Origin of the sequence: Oleiharenicola lentus (genome assembly GCF_051660365.1) — a bacterium.
Lineage (GTDB): Bacteria > Verrucomicrobiota > Verrucomicrobiia > Opitutales > Opitutaceae > Lacunisphaera > Lacunisphaera lenta_A.
On sequence record NZ_JBOZXB010000002.1, the window covers coordinates 461,807 to 477,423 of the forward strand.

Genomic DNA, 15,617 nt, shown 5'->3' on the forward strand with positions numbered 1-15,617 from the left:
TGGTTTGCGTGGAGGACGAGCGCAGCGAGTCGTTAGCTCTTAACGCCAGCCGCGACTTTGAGTGCTTCCGCGCGTTTAGGATCAGCGAGAGTGATCTCCGCTTGGCGCGTTGCGTTGAGGGATTTCTGATCCCAGGGGTTCGGCTCGTTGGCAGCGCCGCCGCCGTTACCGGCGCCGAGATCGACGCCCTTGCCCCCAAGGCCGGATGCTTTCAGTTCGTCGAATTTCTTTTTCCAATCGTCACGCTCGGCAGTCAGGTTGGTAACCTGCGTTGAGAGATTGGTTCTTTCGGTCGTCAAATTCCCGATCGTCGCTTGAAGCTCGGAAATTTCTACGGTGTGCATCTTGGCCGAAAGGGCCTCGAAGGTGATCTCGGGTTCATCGCCCAAGATCGTCATAGCGCGCGAGAACTTCGCTTTGTCAGCGCCGAACGCGGCTTTAATTTTTGTGTGAGTTTCTTTCATTGCGGAGTCGGATTGAGTTTCGGAGGAGTTACTAAAGGCGCTGGGTGTAACCGTGTTTTTGTCCGGTTCGGTTTTCGGAAGGCCGACACCCTGTTGTTCGTCGGCAAACAATCCGCGGAGAAATTCTTTGAATGATTGTTTGCCGCGGGAGAGCGCCGCAAAGATGCCGCCTGGATTTGCGGCCGGATCGTCAACGATCGCGCCGTAGGTCAACTCCGTGCAACGAAGGGCGGGCATGCCGTCGTATTTGAGTTCAACGTCCTTGGGGCGCTCGCTGTATTCCGTGCCGTCCTTCGCCACAAACACGAGGTAGCCCCATGGCTCGAGCGAGATGCCAAACAGATCAGGCGTCTTTTCCGCCATCTCAAGGATGCGCGAGAAAAGTTTCGGCTGATCGGTCTTGAACGTATCATAGAATTCTAGCCTGGCTGCAACGAGTTGATTGCCTTTCACGGCAACACCGGAGAACCAGCCTGGGAATTCTGTGACGCGGTCGTTGTCGCCCATCCATTGATCAGCCCAGGACAAATGCGAGATAGCGGCTTTGAACTTCGCGCCCTTCGCGGCGAGAACATCGTTGGCCGTGGAAATGGTTTTCTCGTCGATATAGATGCCATGACCTTTGGCCTCGAGGTCTGCTGTGATGAGAGCAACGTTGGTTAAGATGCCGGCGTTTCGATCGACGCCAAACGTATGAGGTGCGGAGAAACGGTATGCTTGGGTTTTCGGATTCATGCGGGAAATTATTTGTCGTCATCGTCCGACGCGGGAGTGGCCGGAGATTCTGTCGAAGGTTTGGGAGCGGGAGCCGGTTCAGTCGGCGGAGTCTTCACGGGCGGGCGCGCGGCGCCGGCGATCTGACCGAGATACATAAACTCCCGCGGCACGATGACCGCGGAATGATCGTCACCCTCCTTGAGGTTGCCGCATGCGATCTCACCGCGGATCCAGAGTTGCCGGCGTTGCGCAAAAACTTCCTCGGGATATAGGCCGTTCGCTTCCCAAATATCAGCGAGGGAGCTTTCGCCGGATTCGAGACGTTGCGCATTGGCACGTGCTTCTTTCTCCTCGTCCAGGACTGCAGTGCGGCGCCACGCCCAATCAATCAAATCGTCGTCTTTGTCGGGATTCGGCGGGAGATCGCCCTCCTTGGCCGCTTTGGAAATGCGCCAGAAGTGGAGACGGTCAAGATAGCGATCTTCGAGAAAGAAAAGAATGTAGCGGCGGCGGGCGTTCCATTGCGTGCCGAGGCCCTTGAAGCCGGAGTAAGATACATCGCCCAAGCCCGAGAACCAAAGTTCAACCGGCAAACCAATCGGCGTGCTCATCGCGTGAAGCATCAGCATCACGAGCTCCTTGTAATCGGAGGCCTGATACTGCGTTTTCAGCATGTTCAGTTTCTCGCCTTTTTTTAGCGCGATGAATTGACCAGGCTTCAGGCTGATAACGACGGGCTGTTTGTCCTGCTTGTCGGCGGCCGCGTCCTCGGTTTCACCGGTTGCCGTATCATCGTTGATTGAGGCGGTCGGGTTGCTCGACATGCCTTTTAAAATTTCCTCGGCCTCCTCGGATTCGATCGTGCCGGAAATCGTATTGGCGTCTTTGATCTGCTTAGTCTTCGAGCGCGTGATCTCGTAGAGGTCATGCGCCGGACGCAGGCACGGAAGCGCCCAAGGTAAACCGCGACCCATGAGGACGCGGTCTTTGTTATAGACGTGAATGACGAACTGCGCAGGGACTGGCGTAGTGCCGTCAAAAGTGATCGTGCCAGAGGGATTCAGCTTTCCGAACCGGTAAGCAATGGGACGGTCGTTGGCGTCGTAGAGGATGCCATTGATTTCTTTTGTCCCGTCCGTTTTGACTTCCGCGCTGGCTGTCGTGGCGCTGCCGCAATACTCGGAGGGCACAAGCTGAATGTGCCCCGTGACGAGGAGAACGATGAAGATCTCGCCCGCGACAAACATTTCGCGGAGGATAATTTCCTCGCAACTGCGTAGGGAATCGCCGGCACGCGTGACGCGCTTTTTCCAGCGATACCAAAACAACTCTTTCAGGTCGTTGTATTTCTTGCTCGAGCTACGGGAGCGCAGATTGGAAAAGCCGATCGCACTTGGGAAATTATTGAACAGGCCTGCGAGGTAAGGGTTGTTGCGGATCTCGCGCCGGAGGCGGGCGAGGGCAATCGACCTTTGCGGACCGGCAAAATAATAATCCTCCGCGAGCGAAATAAAATTGCCGTAATCCGATTCGGTCGTTGTCGCCGTCGCGTCGTAATACGCAGAAAGCAGGATGGTGCGGGTGGGCGTTTCGTTGCGCATTACTTGCTCCCTGGCATTTTCGTTTCGAGCGAGGCCATGCGCGGGGAAGCCCCGCCGGCGATGCGTCGTTCGAGAGCTGCGATCTCGGACTTGAGTTCTTTCTCTCGCTCAATCGCCCGCTCGTAGGCGATCTGGGTAACGGATGAACCTCCGATCGTGAACGCGCCGCCGTTGTCTTCAGACCGTTCAATCGTGCGGCGGACGCGTGCGAGCGCGGCGCGCAAACGTGTGAGGCGTTCGCCAATGGTTTCCCCTCCGGTGCTAGTCGGCATACTAAAGGCCTTGGATGTAACCAAGGACTCCGCGTAGAGATGCCGGCCGAATGCCGGTTTTGGTGAAGATGGCCCGCTAGTCGCGCTTCTCCAAATCCGCGGCCGTCATTTCCTGCTTTTGCTTTTCAAGAGAGCATTGGACCTCAAAAACTTGCTGGGCAAAAATCTTCAACACTTCGCTGGTCTGATTGGGCAGTTGTTCCGCAATCTTTTGCACCCCACGCAAGTCATTACGATCAAGACCAACAAAGCATTCGCGCCGGAGAATGAAATTCGTTTGGTGAGCGAGCAACCCGCCGCGGAGCTTAGCGATGTAGCTCGCAACGCCGGTGTCATCAACCTCAGCACCGAGGAACGCGGCCGTCTCTTTACTAATGCGAGTGAGTAAAAATTCGTGGGCGCGGAAAAAAGCTTCGTAATCGTCGATCAGCTTGGCCTGCTGGGCTAGGAGTTTTTGCGGGTCGATCTCGAGTAGAGGCACATCCCAAACAATAATGCATCTAATGCGTTTATCAAATATCGGAACTAACCTTGCTGAATGGTCACTGTCTTGCGTTGGTCATCGCCTTTGTCTTTCACGCGGCGCTTCCGGAGCACCCAAAGGAGAGCGAGGAAATACACTTGGCAGTCAAACTTGTGGTTATTGCCGCGGCGAGATTTGAAGACAAACGGCGGTTTGCCTGCAACGGCCGGCTTCCTCGGGACACGGCGCTCGTCCAAGAGTTGCGCATAGAATCCTTGCTGCTCTTCTTTCGAGAGTTCGTCTGGGGGTTCAAGTGAGAGCTCCCCACCGTCGAGGGAGTAGGTGAACCAATTTTTGATCTCACCCGATAGCCGTTTCTCGAGCTCAACTTTGAATTGATAAAGCGAGATTACCAACTTGGGGACCGTGAAACCCTTGTTCTGCAGTTTGCCGCCCAGGTAAACGTTGGCGCGCTCGATCTTGGCGAGATCCTTCGCGATCTCAAAACCTTCCGCACCCATCCAACCGCGTTCGCGTCGTTCGTAGATTGCCTCAAGGGTTTCGGCGCGGCGGTCCTCGAAATTCACGTCAATGATAACGTAGGACGTTGGCGCGAGTTTCGCGTAAGTGTCTTGGACAAATTCTAGATCTGCCCAACTCGGGGCCTCGCCGTGTGAGACGATATAAGAATCTCCCGCCCAATTCGCGGCGTTGACGGTGTATTCGATGCGGTTCGTTTGAACGTCGCCGGCGACAATGAGCACATCTGCTTTGAAATCGGTTGGTATTGCCCCGCGGCGATAGGGCCGCTCGAGCGCGGTAAACTTGGCGGCCGTGATCGTCCCAACATTTTCACGCCACGGCTCACCCATGCGCGAATTCCAAAAATCTTGTCGGTCATGAAAAAAACCCGACGTGCGTGCGGAAAGAAAATCTTTAGCGAGCTCGCCGACGCGGTTGACCTTGAGCGGACCATAAAGCCCGTTGAGGTGATAGGAGACGTGACCAGGTTCTCCCTTCGTGCTGGCTCGCCAATGGGAGTCGGGATGCCGGATGGCGGCGAGTCGCTCGGCATCCGTCCAACCATTCGGACCAACGTTGGCAGAGCACACAGGATTCTCGCAACGGTAACGCGCGGAAGATTTGACCCGCTCGAGGTCCCACTTGTGATCCGTGATTTGCGCCTCGGGATCCCACCAGACTTGACCCCAGACGAGGCGTTGCGCGTGCGCGCAGTGCGGACAGATCGCGTGATAGTAGCGCTGATCCCCTTTGAGAAACCACGTCCAGATCGTGCCCTCCTCAATTGTCGGAGTGCAGGACCACATGTGCCGGCGTTCGTCGTCAAACGATTCAGTGCGGTGACGGGCGAGTTCAATCGTGGCAGCTTCTTTGTCGGAAGCACCGCGCCATTTATCGACCTCGTTACCAAAAAGGCGTTTGACCGTGTCACCAGCTACGCCGGCCGCGGAGTTGCCGCCAACCATGGTGAACGCGGCTGCAGGAAACAGCATGCGTTGATCCGTGAAGTTGTGACGGTTCTCCGGCTTCCGATCGCGCAGGATTTTGTTATGCGCGATGAGAGGTTGAATTTCCTTTTTTGAAATGTCCTTCGCTTTGTCATCGGTGGAGTCGATCCACATCGCCGGCCCAGGCTGACCGGCGATGCCCCAGGCAACACCCATGCGCAGGAGAAAAGTTTTACCGATGCGGGTAGGCCCAACAAAGGTAATATCTGTGACGCCTGGCTCATCCAGTTGATCAAGCGGCTCAGCAAGGTAAGGTGAGTAACTCCAATTGACGCGGCCGTGTTTCGTCTCGTTTTTTCCGGAAGGGAGCTCGATGTGTTTCGCGCACCACTCGGAGGGCTTGAGCCGTTCTGCGGGACGAAAGAATTGCCGAGTGAATGAGCGAAGCTTTTCGGCGGCCGGCGTATAACGCTCCTCAATCTTCATGACGCGAGATCGCGCCGTGTGCGATCGGGCGCCGCCTCGAGCGCGGAAAGAATCAGGTCAACAGCATCGTCAACGGCCATGCGCACATTTTGGACCTTATCCGCAGGCAGGATGGAAACGAGGTTCGCGGAGACCGTCGCACCGAGTTTCAGTAGCGCGTTGCGAATCTCCTGCAGCGTGGTCCCGACAACATTCTCCACTTCGTCCAACGAGATGAGCGCGCGCGACAACTCCTGAAGCTCGAGGAAATTCTTGCGGGCGGCCGCCGCTGCTTTCGTGGCATCGTTCCAATTCTTGGTCTGCGCAGAGATCTCAACGCTATCTCCGTGCTTCGCTGCCAACATGAGAAGGCCGTAAGCAACTTGGGGAACGGCCTCGGCTTGCTCAATCATGAGCGAATCAAAATCTGTCGTTTTCTTTATAAACTTCCGGATGTCGATTATTTCACCCCGCCACCGCTTGCGGCCCTTGTTTGGCGGCAAACTTTCGCCGGTGCTCTCTTTCCCCGTTGCGCCCGCTTCTGATCCTGGGGGTGGTTGTGGGTGTTGCGCGAAGCGATTTTTTTCCGAGGCGCTATCTAAGCGCCGGCCGCGGGGCGGAGCGTTAATCGCCCGCCAGTCCAAAGCGGTCTGCGAATCGAAGAAAGGCGGCATGCCTTTATCTTTCCGGAGCTTGCTGATGTAGGGACGCGAACAGTCAAAGAGCTCGGTGAGTTGCCGGTCTGTGAGCGCGGGGCTCGTTGGTGACTGTTCACTAACCTCCACATAATAGGCGCAAGATGTAACCAAGCATTAACTAGCCACTATTTACTAAAGTTTTTATTCACCACACACAAAGAGGGTGAGGCCTCACGCGGAACCTCGACTAGCCACCCCCTCACGGGAGGACCCGTAATTTTTACAACTTAGGCCGCTTTGTTTCGCGGCCTAAAAGCGCGTCAATCTTCTCAAGATGCTTGAGCAAGGCCTCGCGGCTGATGCCGAGGAGCTCGGCAACGTCCTGGTCATACCTGCATGGTTCGAGGAGCTCGGGTGACAGACGCCACACGAACGCCACCATGCGGAAGTAGCCCGAACGGAATCGACGTTTGTTGCCAAACGTTTTGGGCGGAAGACAGACCTGCATGAGAGCGCGAAGCACGTCAGCCGATTGGCTCGAGGCGAGCGCTTCCGCAAACGGGTGCGCATCCTCACGTTGGCTGGCTTGCCATTTCTCCAGGCCAACCGCGTCGATCCGTGCCGATTGCTCCTCTTCTGTGAACTGAATGACCGGCTTAGGCATGCGCACCCCCTTGCGACGGCACGCGACGGCATTCGACGGCACTAGGCCAAAGGGGCGATGTTCTTTTTTCGCTCTTATCCCCAGTCTCAGAGACGGCACGACGGCAAAAACTAATAAATACCTGTGCGCACATATACACACAGACGCGCGTGCGCGTGCATAGTCCTGACAAAATGCCGTCGCGCCGTCGCGTCCGCGCTCGCCCTCGGGTTGTGGCGAGGTGTTCAGAAAAATTTGTGTGCCGTCGCATGCCGTCGCGTGCCGTCGCTTTCATGGGGTGTTAGAGTCCAGTTTTGTCCTGCGGACGCGGTGTCAGCGTCCAAGTTTTCTTCATGCGTGCGGGCGTCAGGTGACAGACGCCCTCGCCGAAATGCTTTTCGCAAAGGGCCAGTCGCTTACCGAGCCAATTGGAGGCCTTGACCTCGCGTTTCTCGTCAGCCGAGAGCTTCGATTTATCGTGATTCTTGAGCAACACCTCGAGGTCTCCGGCTGATCCCTCCCATTTGTCCCGTTCTTTCCAATAGGCCGAGTGCTCCGCATCCCCTTCGACATACTCATTGAACACGACTTTAGAGCGGACAATGAGATCCCAGAGACGCGTGTGTGGGCTCATCTCATGTAGCTCCGCTTTGATCGCGGGGTGATGCCAGTGGCGCACGATGAAACGCCCGCCCGACACGTGCGACGGCATTTTAAAAATCCGCAACAGCCACCACAAAAAGGCGGGCAGCTCGGCGCGGACCGTGGCGCGATAACTTTCTTTCTCGGCCTCCGTGCGCGTAGGCATAGGAGAGGGCCAGCACGCCTCTTCCAGAGGCGTTTCAGTAGTGATTTGTTTGGACGGCCGCGGCCGCGTGTAACCTTTCAGAAGCATGATTTTGTCGTCCACATCGCCATCGAGAGGCGGGAGAACAAGTATACCCTGCAAGTTAACCAAGACTACGAGCCGACGCAGAACTTCGACGGAGAACCCGTCTTTATGCATCGCCCGCAAACGAAATTCATTGTTAGCGACAAACTTCTTAATCTCCGACGCGAACTTTTGCCGCTGATCTAGCTTCGTGTCCGCTTGGTTTTCGTCGTCAACCAACTGCAGAACCGCCTCGGCCGCGTCCTTGTTGAAATTGTCCTGGCCGGTCATCGCCGCGTAGGGCTTGCCGACGCGGCCGCCAAAGATCTGACGCAACACCCAGGTCAAAAAACTCTTTCCGCAATCTGGCTCGCCGGCGATCCCGAGCGCCAGGCCATTCGTGCGCTGACAGTCCATGTAGCTTTGCACCCCATGCTGTAGCCAAGCGAAGAACCACGGCCGTTGGTCGATCGTGGATTTTCCCCCGTTGTCATCGGTTGGCTCTTCGCCAACGAGCAGGCCCGTGAAAAACTTCTCGAGCACCGGCCAAGCTCCCTCCTTTGGTTCAATGAAAACTGGATCCTCCATGACCAGGACGCGCCGTCCCGTGATCATGTGCATGCCGGCACGGTAGCCCGCCAGTAGACCCGCATAAGCCACGCGGCTATTTTGTTCTACCTCACGCAATTTCTCGTCAAGCGGGCTGATCGCTTCGCCCGCCTTGACGTTCGGTTTATCGCTTAGGCCATGGGTTTTTTTGAGCTCACGCTTGAATTGCGTTTCGTTCAGATCGACCCATTCGCCCGCCTCGTTTTTCATCCAAAACAAGCGCGACATTGAATCGAAGTAGTAGGCCGGCATCCCGTCCTTGCTTTCAAACGCATCCTCCGGATCGGGCACGCCCGACGCCGGCGGCGCCGAACTCACGGTTTCGGGCGCAGGTGTGTTTGCCGGCAAACGTTCCGGTTCGGCGATCGTGCTCGAGGAGCCGGCCGCCGTGAAAGGCACAACTTTTTCGTCGCTCACTTGGCCCAACCTCCCGCGCCGTCCATCACGCCAACTTTCATCATCCATTTATACATTTTCAGGGTATCCGGTTTTGCTGCTTTGTAATAGTCGTTGAAATCCTTGCCCCATAGCCCAGGGCGTAACCAACTCACCACCACCCGCCGGCAACCGGCGTGCTCGAGCTTTTCCGCGAGACTCGGCGGCGTGATCTTGTTTTGAGTTTCCGCGGGATCTTCGCGCCAGGCGCGGCCGGCGCTGTCGTTATCGGCAATCACCCATGCGAGCGGTTTATTTGCCCGCAACCACCGCCCCCAGTAAGCGAGGAACGCCGGCATGCCTTGCGCACCACGAATGCCAAACACGGCAATCCCCGCGGGAATCTCCGTCGCATCGTGAAACCAACCACACGCCCCCCAGAAAGAAATCGCGTCCCATTGGCCCTCGAGGAGCACGATCAATTTTGCCGTCCCCACATCCCCCAACACAAAAGGAAGCGGCGCAATGATTGCCTCGCGTGAACCTTGCGCGGGATCGTAAGGGATGCCGCGCTCGCGGCCGACCTCTACGAGTGCGCGCTCAAACTGCGACCGCGGTTCACCCTTCGGATAGCCAGGGATAAACATCCAACCCTTGGTGTCCGGCCGGCCGCCGGTGCCTAACGAGAAAAACCGTTGGTGATAGCCGATCGGATGCAGCTTAGCAGTGATTCCGGTTTCGAGCGATCCCGTGAATGTCGGGAATTCTACGAGGAACCCTTTTTGACGGCGAGCATTCGCGCCGGCGTCGCAACCACGCTCGAGCACGTAGGAAAGTTTTTCTTGGGCGATGAGCTCGTCTATCCAGTAGTAGGGCCAACCGCGTGCCTTCGCTAATTTCTCTTTCGCGCGGCCGTCGTTGAGGAGCGCGTCCGCGCCGTCCTGGTAGCGATCACGCACCACGGACGGCCATTCCGGCAACCAGCGGCGCTTCTCGTCAACCTCCGGCTCGAGCTCTTTCTTGCGGAGCGCGTAAATGTTTTCCTCGGCCTCGCGTTCCTTGCGTTTTTTCTCGAGGGCCTTGGCCGCGCGCGCAACGAGCGGATCCACCGGAGCAGGGGCGGGGACTGTGCCAGAAGCGGCCGCTGACGCGGCCGCCGGCGAAGCCTGTCGATGGGTGCGAGTGCCGGCAATTTCAACGAGGCGATCCTTAAACTCTTCGTCGGATAGATTGGGCCAACATAGACGCGCAAAATCGACCACGCCGCCGCGCTGATCCGCGCCAAAATCTTTGAAGCCACGCCCACCGCCCAGAATGGAAAACGACGCCGTCCGCTCGTCGCGAAACGGACTCCGCACCACGCCGTCTTTGTAGGGAATCGGCAACGGTAAGCCAGCCGCATCCCAGATCTGGCCGATCGTGAGCTCGGTAATTGCGCGCGAGTAATCGCTGTTCGTAGGGCCTGACATTTATCCTCGAGCGAATTTTGGGAGCGGCATGCGCGAGAGCGCGATTCGCAGATCCAACTTGTAGTTTTCGCGAATAAGCTTCGGTTGCGCGTTGTGATCGCATTGCGCGCACGTGCCTCGGTTGCGGACCGCTCGGCATACGCGCGTTGGCGCGAAATGTTCACCGCACTTACTGCAGGTAAAAACTTGGATGACGGTTGGAAATTGTTTTTCGGTTGTGCTCATGTGTTTGGGTTAAAAGGGGACGTCTTCGTCTAAGTTTTCTTGTGCGGGAGCGGACGCGTTGGGGGTGCGCGGAGCGGGCGAGCGGAATTCGCCGCCGCCCTGATCACCTGACGATGAAGGCGTGCCATCGCCGCGGCCGCTGCCGAGGAATTGGAAGTTGTCGCACACTACTTTCATGCGGCTGCGTTTTTCCTTCGTGGTCTTGTCTTCCCACTGATCCAGGCGAAGGCGTCCCTCGACAAAGAGCGGACGGCCTTTCGTGCAATACTTGCCGATATTTTCGCCAGACTTCCCCCACGCCTCAATGTCAACGTAAGTGACCTCTTCGCGATCGGCGCCGGACTCGTCGCGAAACTTGCGGTTGACCGCGAGCGAGAACTGACAAATTGCCGTGCCTTTTGGCGTTACGCGCAACTCGGGATCCCGGGTGAGATTACCGATCAGCATTACTTTATTTAGATTAGCCATTTGGTTTTGGGTTAAATTAGAACAGGCTCATTTGTTTCACCTTGGTTTCAGGCGTGACGCTTTCACTCGCGTCGAATAGTTTCGGTTTCTCGCCGGCTGCGAGTTTCGCGGTGATGGTCTCCGCGTGTTTGTCGTAAACCACCGCGACGGCATCCGTGAGATACGAGTCGCGAAGATCTTTCTTTTTCAGCCAGTCGAAATAAAGCACGTCCGCGGCCGCGATCTCCTCGAGCGTGACCCCGCGATAACGGCCGAACGGCATTTTGATTCTTAATGCGTCAAGTATGTTCATCTTAACGGTCGATTTCGGATCCGTCTTGAAGCCGGAAGTTTATTGCCTGACGGCCGCCCTGGACTCCGCGTGTGCCCAACGTGGATGCGTTCGCTTCCCGAGCGATCTCGCGACGGCGACGATACGCAACGCGCTCCGCTTTCTTGAATTCGGCCCGACACACAGGCGTGCAAAATTCCTGCGTGGCATTCCGGCCGGTGAAGGGTTTGAGGCATTGGACGCAAATTGAAGTCATGCCGCGGCCTCCGCGTTCACATGGATTTTGACTCCCTCGAAACCGTTGCGTTTTGCGCGCACTGCTTCTGCGATCGCAATTTGTGCCGGCGTGCTGATGCCTTCGATCACTACGCCATTATGCGCCGCGCGTTCCACATCGTCTGGCATGCGTTCTACGACGGCCGCCAAGTGCTGATCAACGGCGGCCTCGAGCACGGGCGATTTCTCCCAACGCATTTGCACGTTGAAGATATAAGTTGCCTCACTCGCGGAGCGGGCCGCCAAGAGCAACTCAAACACTTTGGCCCAAAGCGCCTCATTCCATTTGCGAACAGTCTTGGGCTCCGGATCCATACGTTTGTCGGCAAACATCTCTTGCAAGGCCTCGCGGTAATTCGCGAGGCCTTCGATCGTTCGCACGGCGAGAAGTTGTTTTTCTATCGACGGACGCGAGTAGGTAGTTGTTTTTCCCATGGCTTACTCCGTGCGAGTGATACGAAACAGGTGAATGTCTTTCCCTGGGACGGTCCCGATCACTTCAACTGAGATCAGCTTCCGATGTCCGACCAGTGAAAGGAGGCGCGACTCGATTACGTCTTCTTTTGGCAGCGCGATTTTTTCTCGCTGCCAAAGCAGAGAGTCGCACGACTGCAATTTTATCATCAACGCGTAGGCGCTACCCTCGAAAACAAACTTAGCGTGAACCATCCCGCTCGAGTGGATTAGCCAGCGCAGTTTAGCCGGCGAGCAACGCGCGGGCTCCGTTTTCTTTGCCGGCGTCGCGACGTGTGCCACAACGCGGATCTCCGACGCCTGGTGTTTGGCGAGCGTTGGATGCGTAGGAGCCGGCGAGGTTTTCACGGACAGAGCCCGTCGCATTTCTTCCGCTTCGATATGGCTGCGAATTGTGACGATCCAACACACCCCCACGACCAATGCGCCGAGTAGGAGGCCGTAGCCGAATGCAAGTTGAGCGTTCATTAGAGTTTCCCCGCCTCCTTGCAGTCGGCCATGAAGTCTACGCCAAAGTCCAAACACGCATTACGAACAGGAACGGCGGCCGCGCCATGACCGTTGAAATCCTCGCGCAGAGCGCTTATAGCGCCGGCCACGGCGGCTGCTCGTGACATGAAAGTCGCCTCTTTCAAGCGGAGCGGGTGAGAGCTGCCGCCGATACCTGGCAACGATAAATCGTAACCGAAAGACCACGCTGCGCACGGAGCAGACTGGGCTGTCAAAATGCTCACCTTGGCCGGAGCCGGAACAGGCAAATTGATCCGCATCGGGTTGGAGCAATTTCCTTTTTTATCCCAATTGAATTTTTCGGGTGTCTTGTCGGCGACTGCTTCTTTCGAGCTGCTCGGGGCGAGTTTTTCAACCATGCGCATCATGATTTCCTCTTGGCCCTTTGCCTTACCGGCATCCAACATAACGAAAGCAGAATCTCCGGAGATAAACTGCAGCCAGTGCATGTTATCAACCAACGCCCACGGCTTCTCTTTCAGTATACCCTCCATCTCTGCACACATTTGGCCCAGGGAGAGCTTTGCGAGCGGCACCGGATCAATTTTAGCCAGTTCATTAATGCGAGTCTTGGCTTTGCTCCATTGATCTGACGGCGGGATAAGAACTTTTTTCTCGAAACGCCCGAGGTCTAGCTCGAGGCGCTTGGCAATGTCGCCGCCGAGATCTCCTACCCTAAGAGGGTTCATCATGATAAGGCACGCTCCGGCGAAATCGTCGATTTTCTTGATGCCCGCCGCGCGTTTCCAACCGGCCTCAATCATGGGTGAAGCTTTTGCCGTGGCGTCCTCGGAAAGAACATCGTTACGAGCTTTAATAACTTTCGCCCAAAGCTGCTTATCCAGAACGAGAGTGCATTTATTGCCGGCGTAGGTTTTACCCTTCGCAACTTTATCCTCCGGCACTAAGTCCAAGAGGTAAACGTCGTCAGCGTTCACTACGTCGCCATCGTCCGGAGTAAGCTCTTTTTTCTCTGCGACTTTGTTATTAGACCCTTTTTCATCGCGCGCTTTTTTCTTTGCACGCTCTTCTTTCTTCTCGGCGACGAGACGGGCTGCTTCACCTTTCCAGACTTCGGGATCCAGGCAATAGTGACCAATGGCAGACCACGCCTGGCGGAATGAACGCGCGATTTCCTCCGGCGGTTCGTAGTCGTTCGGGCATTTGATGATTAGCCCTTCGCGTTTCAAAACATCCTCGAATAGCAAATGCTCCTCGATCTCGCCGGCGGAGGTTTCGTTTTGAATAACTAACTCAGTGATGCGTGCGCACACCGCGGGGAAGTCCGCATAGCTTGCCAGCGCGGTGCCGTGCGCCGTGGTGAGACTGCGATTAGCAATCCGTTTCTGCGAGTCTTCGGGCAAGCCGAGCAAGCGGAGCGCGTTTGCGATTACCGGACGGGACTTATTGAGCGTCTTTGCAACATCGTCCTGCGTCATGTCAAAGTCGCGCATCATGTCGGCGTAACCCCGTGCTTGCTCGATTGGGTCGAGATCTTTGCGTTGGTCGTTTTCTATGTTAAGGAGAACGCGCGCCTGTTCGTCGGAAATGTTTTCGTATACGCGCGCGGGGATCGTGAGCATGCCTTTGATCCCTCGGCACGCCTCGAGGCGGCGGTGACCCCACAGCAATTGGAGGCGATTCTCCGCAGCGAGTCCAGGCAGGCCGGCCGCTCCCGCGAGGATGCGAATACCGACACGCTGCAGAAGGCCTTCGGAAACGATAGTAGCGCGGAGCTCCGCGACGCTCTCCGGTGTGATGCTGCCGCGCGGGTTATTCGGGTGCGGCTCGATACGCGCGATCTCAATATCCAACTCTTGGGGAGTGGGGAGCGGCTCATGCTGGCCGCGACGCGATAGCGCGGGGCGAATGTTTGCCGGCGAACTACCGAGCGAGCGAACAAACGCCGTAACTTCTCCATAGCACTTTTTGTAAACCTTGTTTTTCGGAGACGCGGAAAAGAATTTTTCGGCAGTCTCGAGCGCGGAGAGCAAGGCTGCGTCACGCGTAGGAAACGAGGCGTGACCCAATCCATGGGAGCAAGGGGAACCAACCATGTTGTCACCGGCGTCCAGCGTGTAGCCCGCATACCAAACTGGCGCGGAATCATCGACGGAGAAACTAGCGAGCTCGATTTCGCAACGGCATCCTTTCGGTAACTTGACCAAAATCTTTTCGGGGTTGGTGCATACCGAGTTTTCATTCCACTCGAATTGATTGAGCGGAAGTTCGGCGGTAGCGGCGGCCGTGTCAGAAGCCCCCGCGGAGTTTTTTTGTGTGGATTTGGCCATAAACTTATCGGTTGAGAAAACGGGCAAGCGTGTGTTGCAGCGTTACGAGCTCGGGCTCGGCATTGTCGCCTTGCGCACCGAGCAAGCGCTCGAGGTAGGGCATGACTTGCGTGATCGCGTGCAGGTGTTGCGTCTGGGCGTCGAAAATCATGACGCCCACAATCAGCTCCGCGTGCGGGTCCAGCGGTGCCACGCCGGCGGCCGCGACTGACTCGCGCACCAACCGGCGCGCGTCGTCGAGATGTCCGATCGCGAGGAGCTTTTTGAGTTCGCCCTCGAGCACATTGATTTCCTTGTCGATTGAGCGGAGCTCTGCGGCGCGTGCGGCCGGCGAAAGCTCGTCAAGCGCTTGGAAGCGGCGCGCGATGTTGAGCGCCTGAATTAAGGTGTAACGAATCATTGCGTTAGAATCCGGCGCGTGCCGGCGGCGATTGCGGGGGTTGCGAAAATCCCGAGCGGCTGCCCGTCGCGAAACATGCGCACGGGGCCGGCGGAATCGTTGGAAAGGGGAGTCACCGAAAATCCATCACTCGCGGGCGCGCTGACTTGCTTCGGGAGCACGACATGCGGACGCGTCAGGCGCACACGCGCGAGGCCGCTCGGCAGACCCTCATAACCGTGAGGGGGAAGCTTGGGACGAGCGCACTTCATGCGAGGCTCCCTTGCCGATAGTAGGGTTCTTTTGTAGGGGCTGGCTTGCGCACTAATTTGCGCGAGGGAATTTCTTTGAGTTGCCGAGCCTCAACAGCGGCTGCGTGAGCATCGGCTTTGGCTTGCTCCTCAAGCTTCGCGGCCTTGCTCGCAAGCGATTCGGATACCAGCTTCATTTCAGTGTCGCCTTTTGCCTGCGCACGATTCGCGAACAGAACGGACAATGCCCGAAGGCCCTCGAGTGTATAAACGGCCGCCTGCCCGTTCAGCCGCCAGTGCTTTCCGTAATCCAGAAAGTTGTGATCCAACTCATAAAGGAGTTCCGAATACTCGGTTCCGAGAAGCGAAGAGACTTCGCTTTTGCTGACGAGGGGTGCGGAGTTCATGGTTAAAAT

Annotated in this window: 17 protein-coding genes; all 17 read right to left on the minus strand. The window is 56.9% G+C overall.

The features are described from left to right. Positions 1–32: 32 nt before the first annotated feature. Positions 33–1,199 carry a hypothetical protein gene (locus tag ACRRQW_RS16695; protein WP_438482736.1) on the minus strand — a complete coding sequence of 389 codons (1,167 nt, stop codon included), beginning with the start codon at positions 1,197–1,199 and terminating at the stop codon, positions 33–35. A gap of 8 nt (positions 1,200–1,207) precedes the next feature. After that, positions 1,208–2,782: a phage portal protein gene (locus ACRRQW_RS16700; RefSeq protein WP_438482737.1), complete on the minus strand. Its 1,575-nt coding sequence runs from the start codon at positions 2,780–2,782 to the stop codon at positions 1,208–1,210. Beyond that, the gene (locus ACRRQW_RS16705) at positions 2,782–3,054 is read right to left on the minus strand and encodes a hypothetical protein (RefSeq protein ID WP_438482738.1); all 273 of its coding nucleotides are present in this window, start codon (positions 3,052–3,054) and stop codon (positions 2,782–2,784) included. Before ACRRQW_RS16705 ends, ACRRQW_RS16700 begins: the two co-directional genes overlap by 1 nt. 76 nt (positions 3,055–3,130) lie before the next feature. Next, positions 3,131–3,535, minus strand: coding sequence for a hypothetical protein (locus ACRRQW_RS16710; RefSeq protein ID WP_438482739.1), 405 nt, complete (start codon positions 3,533–3,535; stop codon positions 3,131–3,133). A gap of 44 nt (positions 3,536–3,579) precedes the next feature. Next, positions 3,580–5,472 carry a terminase gpA endonuclease subunit gene (locus ACRRQW_RS16715; protein WP_438482740.1) on the minus strand — a complete coding sequence of 631 codons (1,893 nt, stop codon included), beginning with the start codon at positions 5,470–5,472 and terminating at the stop codon, positions 3,580–3,582. Continuing rightward, a complete protein-coding gene (locus ACRRQW_RS16720; protein WP_438482741.1) occupies positions 5,469–6,125 on the minus strand; it encodes a hypothetical protein in 657 nt (218 codons plus the stop codon). Before ACRRQW_RS16720 ends, ACRRQW_RS16715 begins: the two co-directional genes overlap by 4 nt. 244 nt (positions 6,126–6,369) lie before the next feature. Further along, positions 6,370–6,753: a hypothetical protein gene (locus tag ACRRQW_RS16725; RefSeq protein WP_438482742.1), complete on the minus strand. Its 384-nt coding sequence runs from the start codon at positions 6,751–6,753 to the stop codon at positions 6,370–6,372. Positions 6,754–7,033: 280 nt separating this feature from the next. Next, positions 7,034–8,503 carry a DUF5906 domain-containing protein gene (locus tag ACRRQW_RS16730; RefSeq protein WP_438482743.1) on the minus strand — a complete coding sequence of 490 codons (1,470 nt, stop codon included), beginning with the start codon at positions 8,501–8,503 and terminating at the stop codon, positions 7,034–7,036. A gap of 122 nt (positions 8,504–8,625) precedes the next feature. Continuing rightward, complete coding sequence (locus ACRRQW_RS16735; RefSeq protein ID WP_438482744.1) at positions 8,626–10,056, minus strand: hypothetical protein; 1,431 nt, start codon at positions 10,054–10,056, stop codon at positions 8,626–8,628. A 234-nt stretch (positions 10,057–10,290) separates the two neighbouring features. Further along, complete coding sequence (locus ACRRQW_RS16740; protein WP_438482745.1) at positions 10,291–10,749, minus strand: single-stranded DNA-binding protein; 459 nt, start codon at positions 10,747–10,749, stop codon at positions 10,291–10,293. A 16-nt stretch (positions 10,750–10,765) separates the two neighbouring features. Further along, the gene (locus tag ACRRQW_RS16745; RefSeq protein WP_438482746.1) at positions 10,766–11,041 is read right to left on the minus strand and encodes a putative quorum-sensing-regulated virulence factor; all 276 of its coding nucleotides are present in this window, start codon (positions 11,039–11,041) and stop codon (positions 10,766–10,768) included. A gap of 231 nt (positions 11,042–11,272) precedes the next feature. Next, on the minus strand, positions 11,273–11,731 hold the full coding sequence (locus ACRRQW_RS16750; protein ID WP_438482747.1) for a hypothetical protein: 459 nt from the start codon (positions 11,729–11,731) through the stop codon (positions 11,273–11,275). 3 nt (positions 11,732–11,734) lie between these two features. Continuing rightward, positions 11,735–12,238, minus strand: coding sequence for a hypothetical protein (locus tag ACRRQW_RS16755; RefSeq protein WP_438482748.1), 504 nt, complete (start codon positions 12,236–12,238; stop codon positions 11,735–11,737). Further along, positions 12,238–14,571 carry a ParB/RepB/Spo0J family partition protein gene (locus tag ACRRQW_RS16760; protein WP_438482749.1) on the minus strand — a complete coding sequence of 778 codons (2,334 nt, stop codon included), beginning with the start codon at positions 14,569–14,571 and terminating at the stop codon, positions 12,238–12,240. The genes ACRRQW_RS16755 and ACRRQW_RS16760 overlap by 1 nt, the downstream gene beginning before the upstream one ends. A gap of 4 nt (positions 14,572–14,575) precedes the next feature. Continuing rightward, entirely contained in the window at positions 14,576–14,971 is a 396-nt protein-coding gene (locus ACRRQW_RS16765) for a hypothetical protein (protein WP_438482750.1), read from the minus strand. After that, positions 14,968–15,222, minus strand: a complete 255-nt coding sequence (locus ACRRQW_RS16770) for a hypothetical protein (RefSeq protein ID WP_438482751.1) — start codon at positions 15,220–15,222, stop codon at positions 14,968–14,970. Before ACRRQW_RS16770 ends, ACRRQW_RS16765 begins: the two co-directional genes overlap by 4 nt. Continuing rightward, positions 15,219–15,608 carry a hypothetical protein gene (locus ACRRQW_RS16775; protein WP_438482752.1) on the minus strand — a complete coding sequence of 130 codons (390 nt, stop codon included), beginning with the start codon at positions 15,606–15,608 and terminating at the stop codon, positions 15,219–15,221. The genes ACRRQW_RS16770 and ACRRQW_RS16775 overlap by 4 nt, the downstream gene beginning before the upstream one ends. Between the last annotated feature and the right edge of the window lie 9 nt (positions 15,609–15,617).

Excerpts from the sequence above, each read along its gene's own strand:
- ACRRQW_RS16695 (WP_438482736.1), bottom strand. The coding sequence starts at position 1,199 with ATGAATCCGAAAACCCAAGCATACCGTTTCTCCGCACCTCATACGTTT.
- ACRRQW_RS16700 (WP_438482737.1), bottom strand. The coding sequence starts at position 2,782 with ATGCGCAACGAAACGCCCACCCGCACCATCCTGCTTTCTGCGTATTAC.
- ACRRQW_RS16705 (WP_438482738.1), bottom strand. The coding sequence starts at position 3,054 with ATGCCGACTAGCACCGGAGGGGAAACCATTGGCGAACGCCTCACACGT.
- ACRRQW_RS16715 (WP_438482740.1), bottom strand. The coding sequence starts at position 5,472 with ATGAAGATTGAGGAGCGTTATACGCCGGCCGCCGAAAAGCTTCGCTCA.
- ACRRQW_RS16720 (WP_438482741.1), bottom strand. The coding sequence starts at position 6,125 with ATGCCGCCTTTCTTCGATTCGCAGACCGCTTTGGACTGGCGGGCGATT.
- ACRRQW_RS16725 (WP_438482742.1), bottom strand. The coding sequence starts at position 6,753 with ATGCCTAAGCCGGTCATTCAGTTCACAGAAGAGGAGCAATCGGCACGG.
- ACRRQW_RS16735 (WP_438482744.1), bottom strand. The coding sequence starts at position 10,056 with ATGTCAGGCCCTACGAACAGCGATTACTCGCGCGCAATTACCGAGCTC.
- ACRRQW_RS16740 (WP_438482745.1), bottom strand. The coding sequence starts at position 10,749 with ATGGCTAATCTAAATAAAGTAATGCTGATCGGTAATCTCACCCGGGAT.
- ACRRQW_RS16745 (WP_438482746.1), bottom strand. The coding sequence starts at position 11,041 with ATGAACATACTTGACGCATTAAGAATCAAAATGCCGTTCGGCCGTTAT.
- ACRRQW_RS16750 (WP_438482747.1), bottom strand. The coding sequence starts at position 11,731 with ATGGGAAAAACAACTACCTACTCGCGTCCGTCGATAGAAAAACAACTT.
- ACRRQW_RS16755 (WP_438482748.1), bottom strand. The coding sequence starts at position 12,238 with ATGAACGCTCAACTTGCATTCGGCTACGGCCTCCTACTCGGCGCATTG.
- ACRRQW_RS16760 (WP_438482749.1), bottom strand. The coding sequence starts at position 14,571 with ATGGCCAAATCCACACAAAAAAACTCCGCGGGGGCTTCTGACACGGCC.
- ACRRQW_RS16765 (WP_438482750.1), bottom strand. The coding sequence starts at position 14,971 with ATGATTCGTTACACCTTAATTCAGGCGCTCAACATCGCGCGCCGCTTC.
- ACRRQW_RS16770 (WP_438482751.1), bottom strand. The coding sequence starts at position 15,222 with ATGAAGTGCGCTCGTCCCAAGCTTCCCCCTCACGGTTATGAGGGTCTG.
- ACRRQW_RS16775 (WP_438482752.1), bottom strand. The coding sequence starts at position 15,608 with ATGAACTCCGCACCCCTCGTCAGCAAAAGCGAAGTCTCTTCGCTTCTC.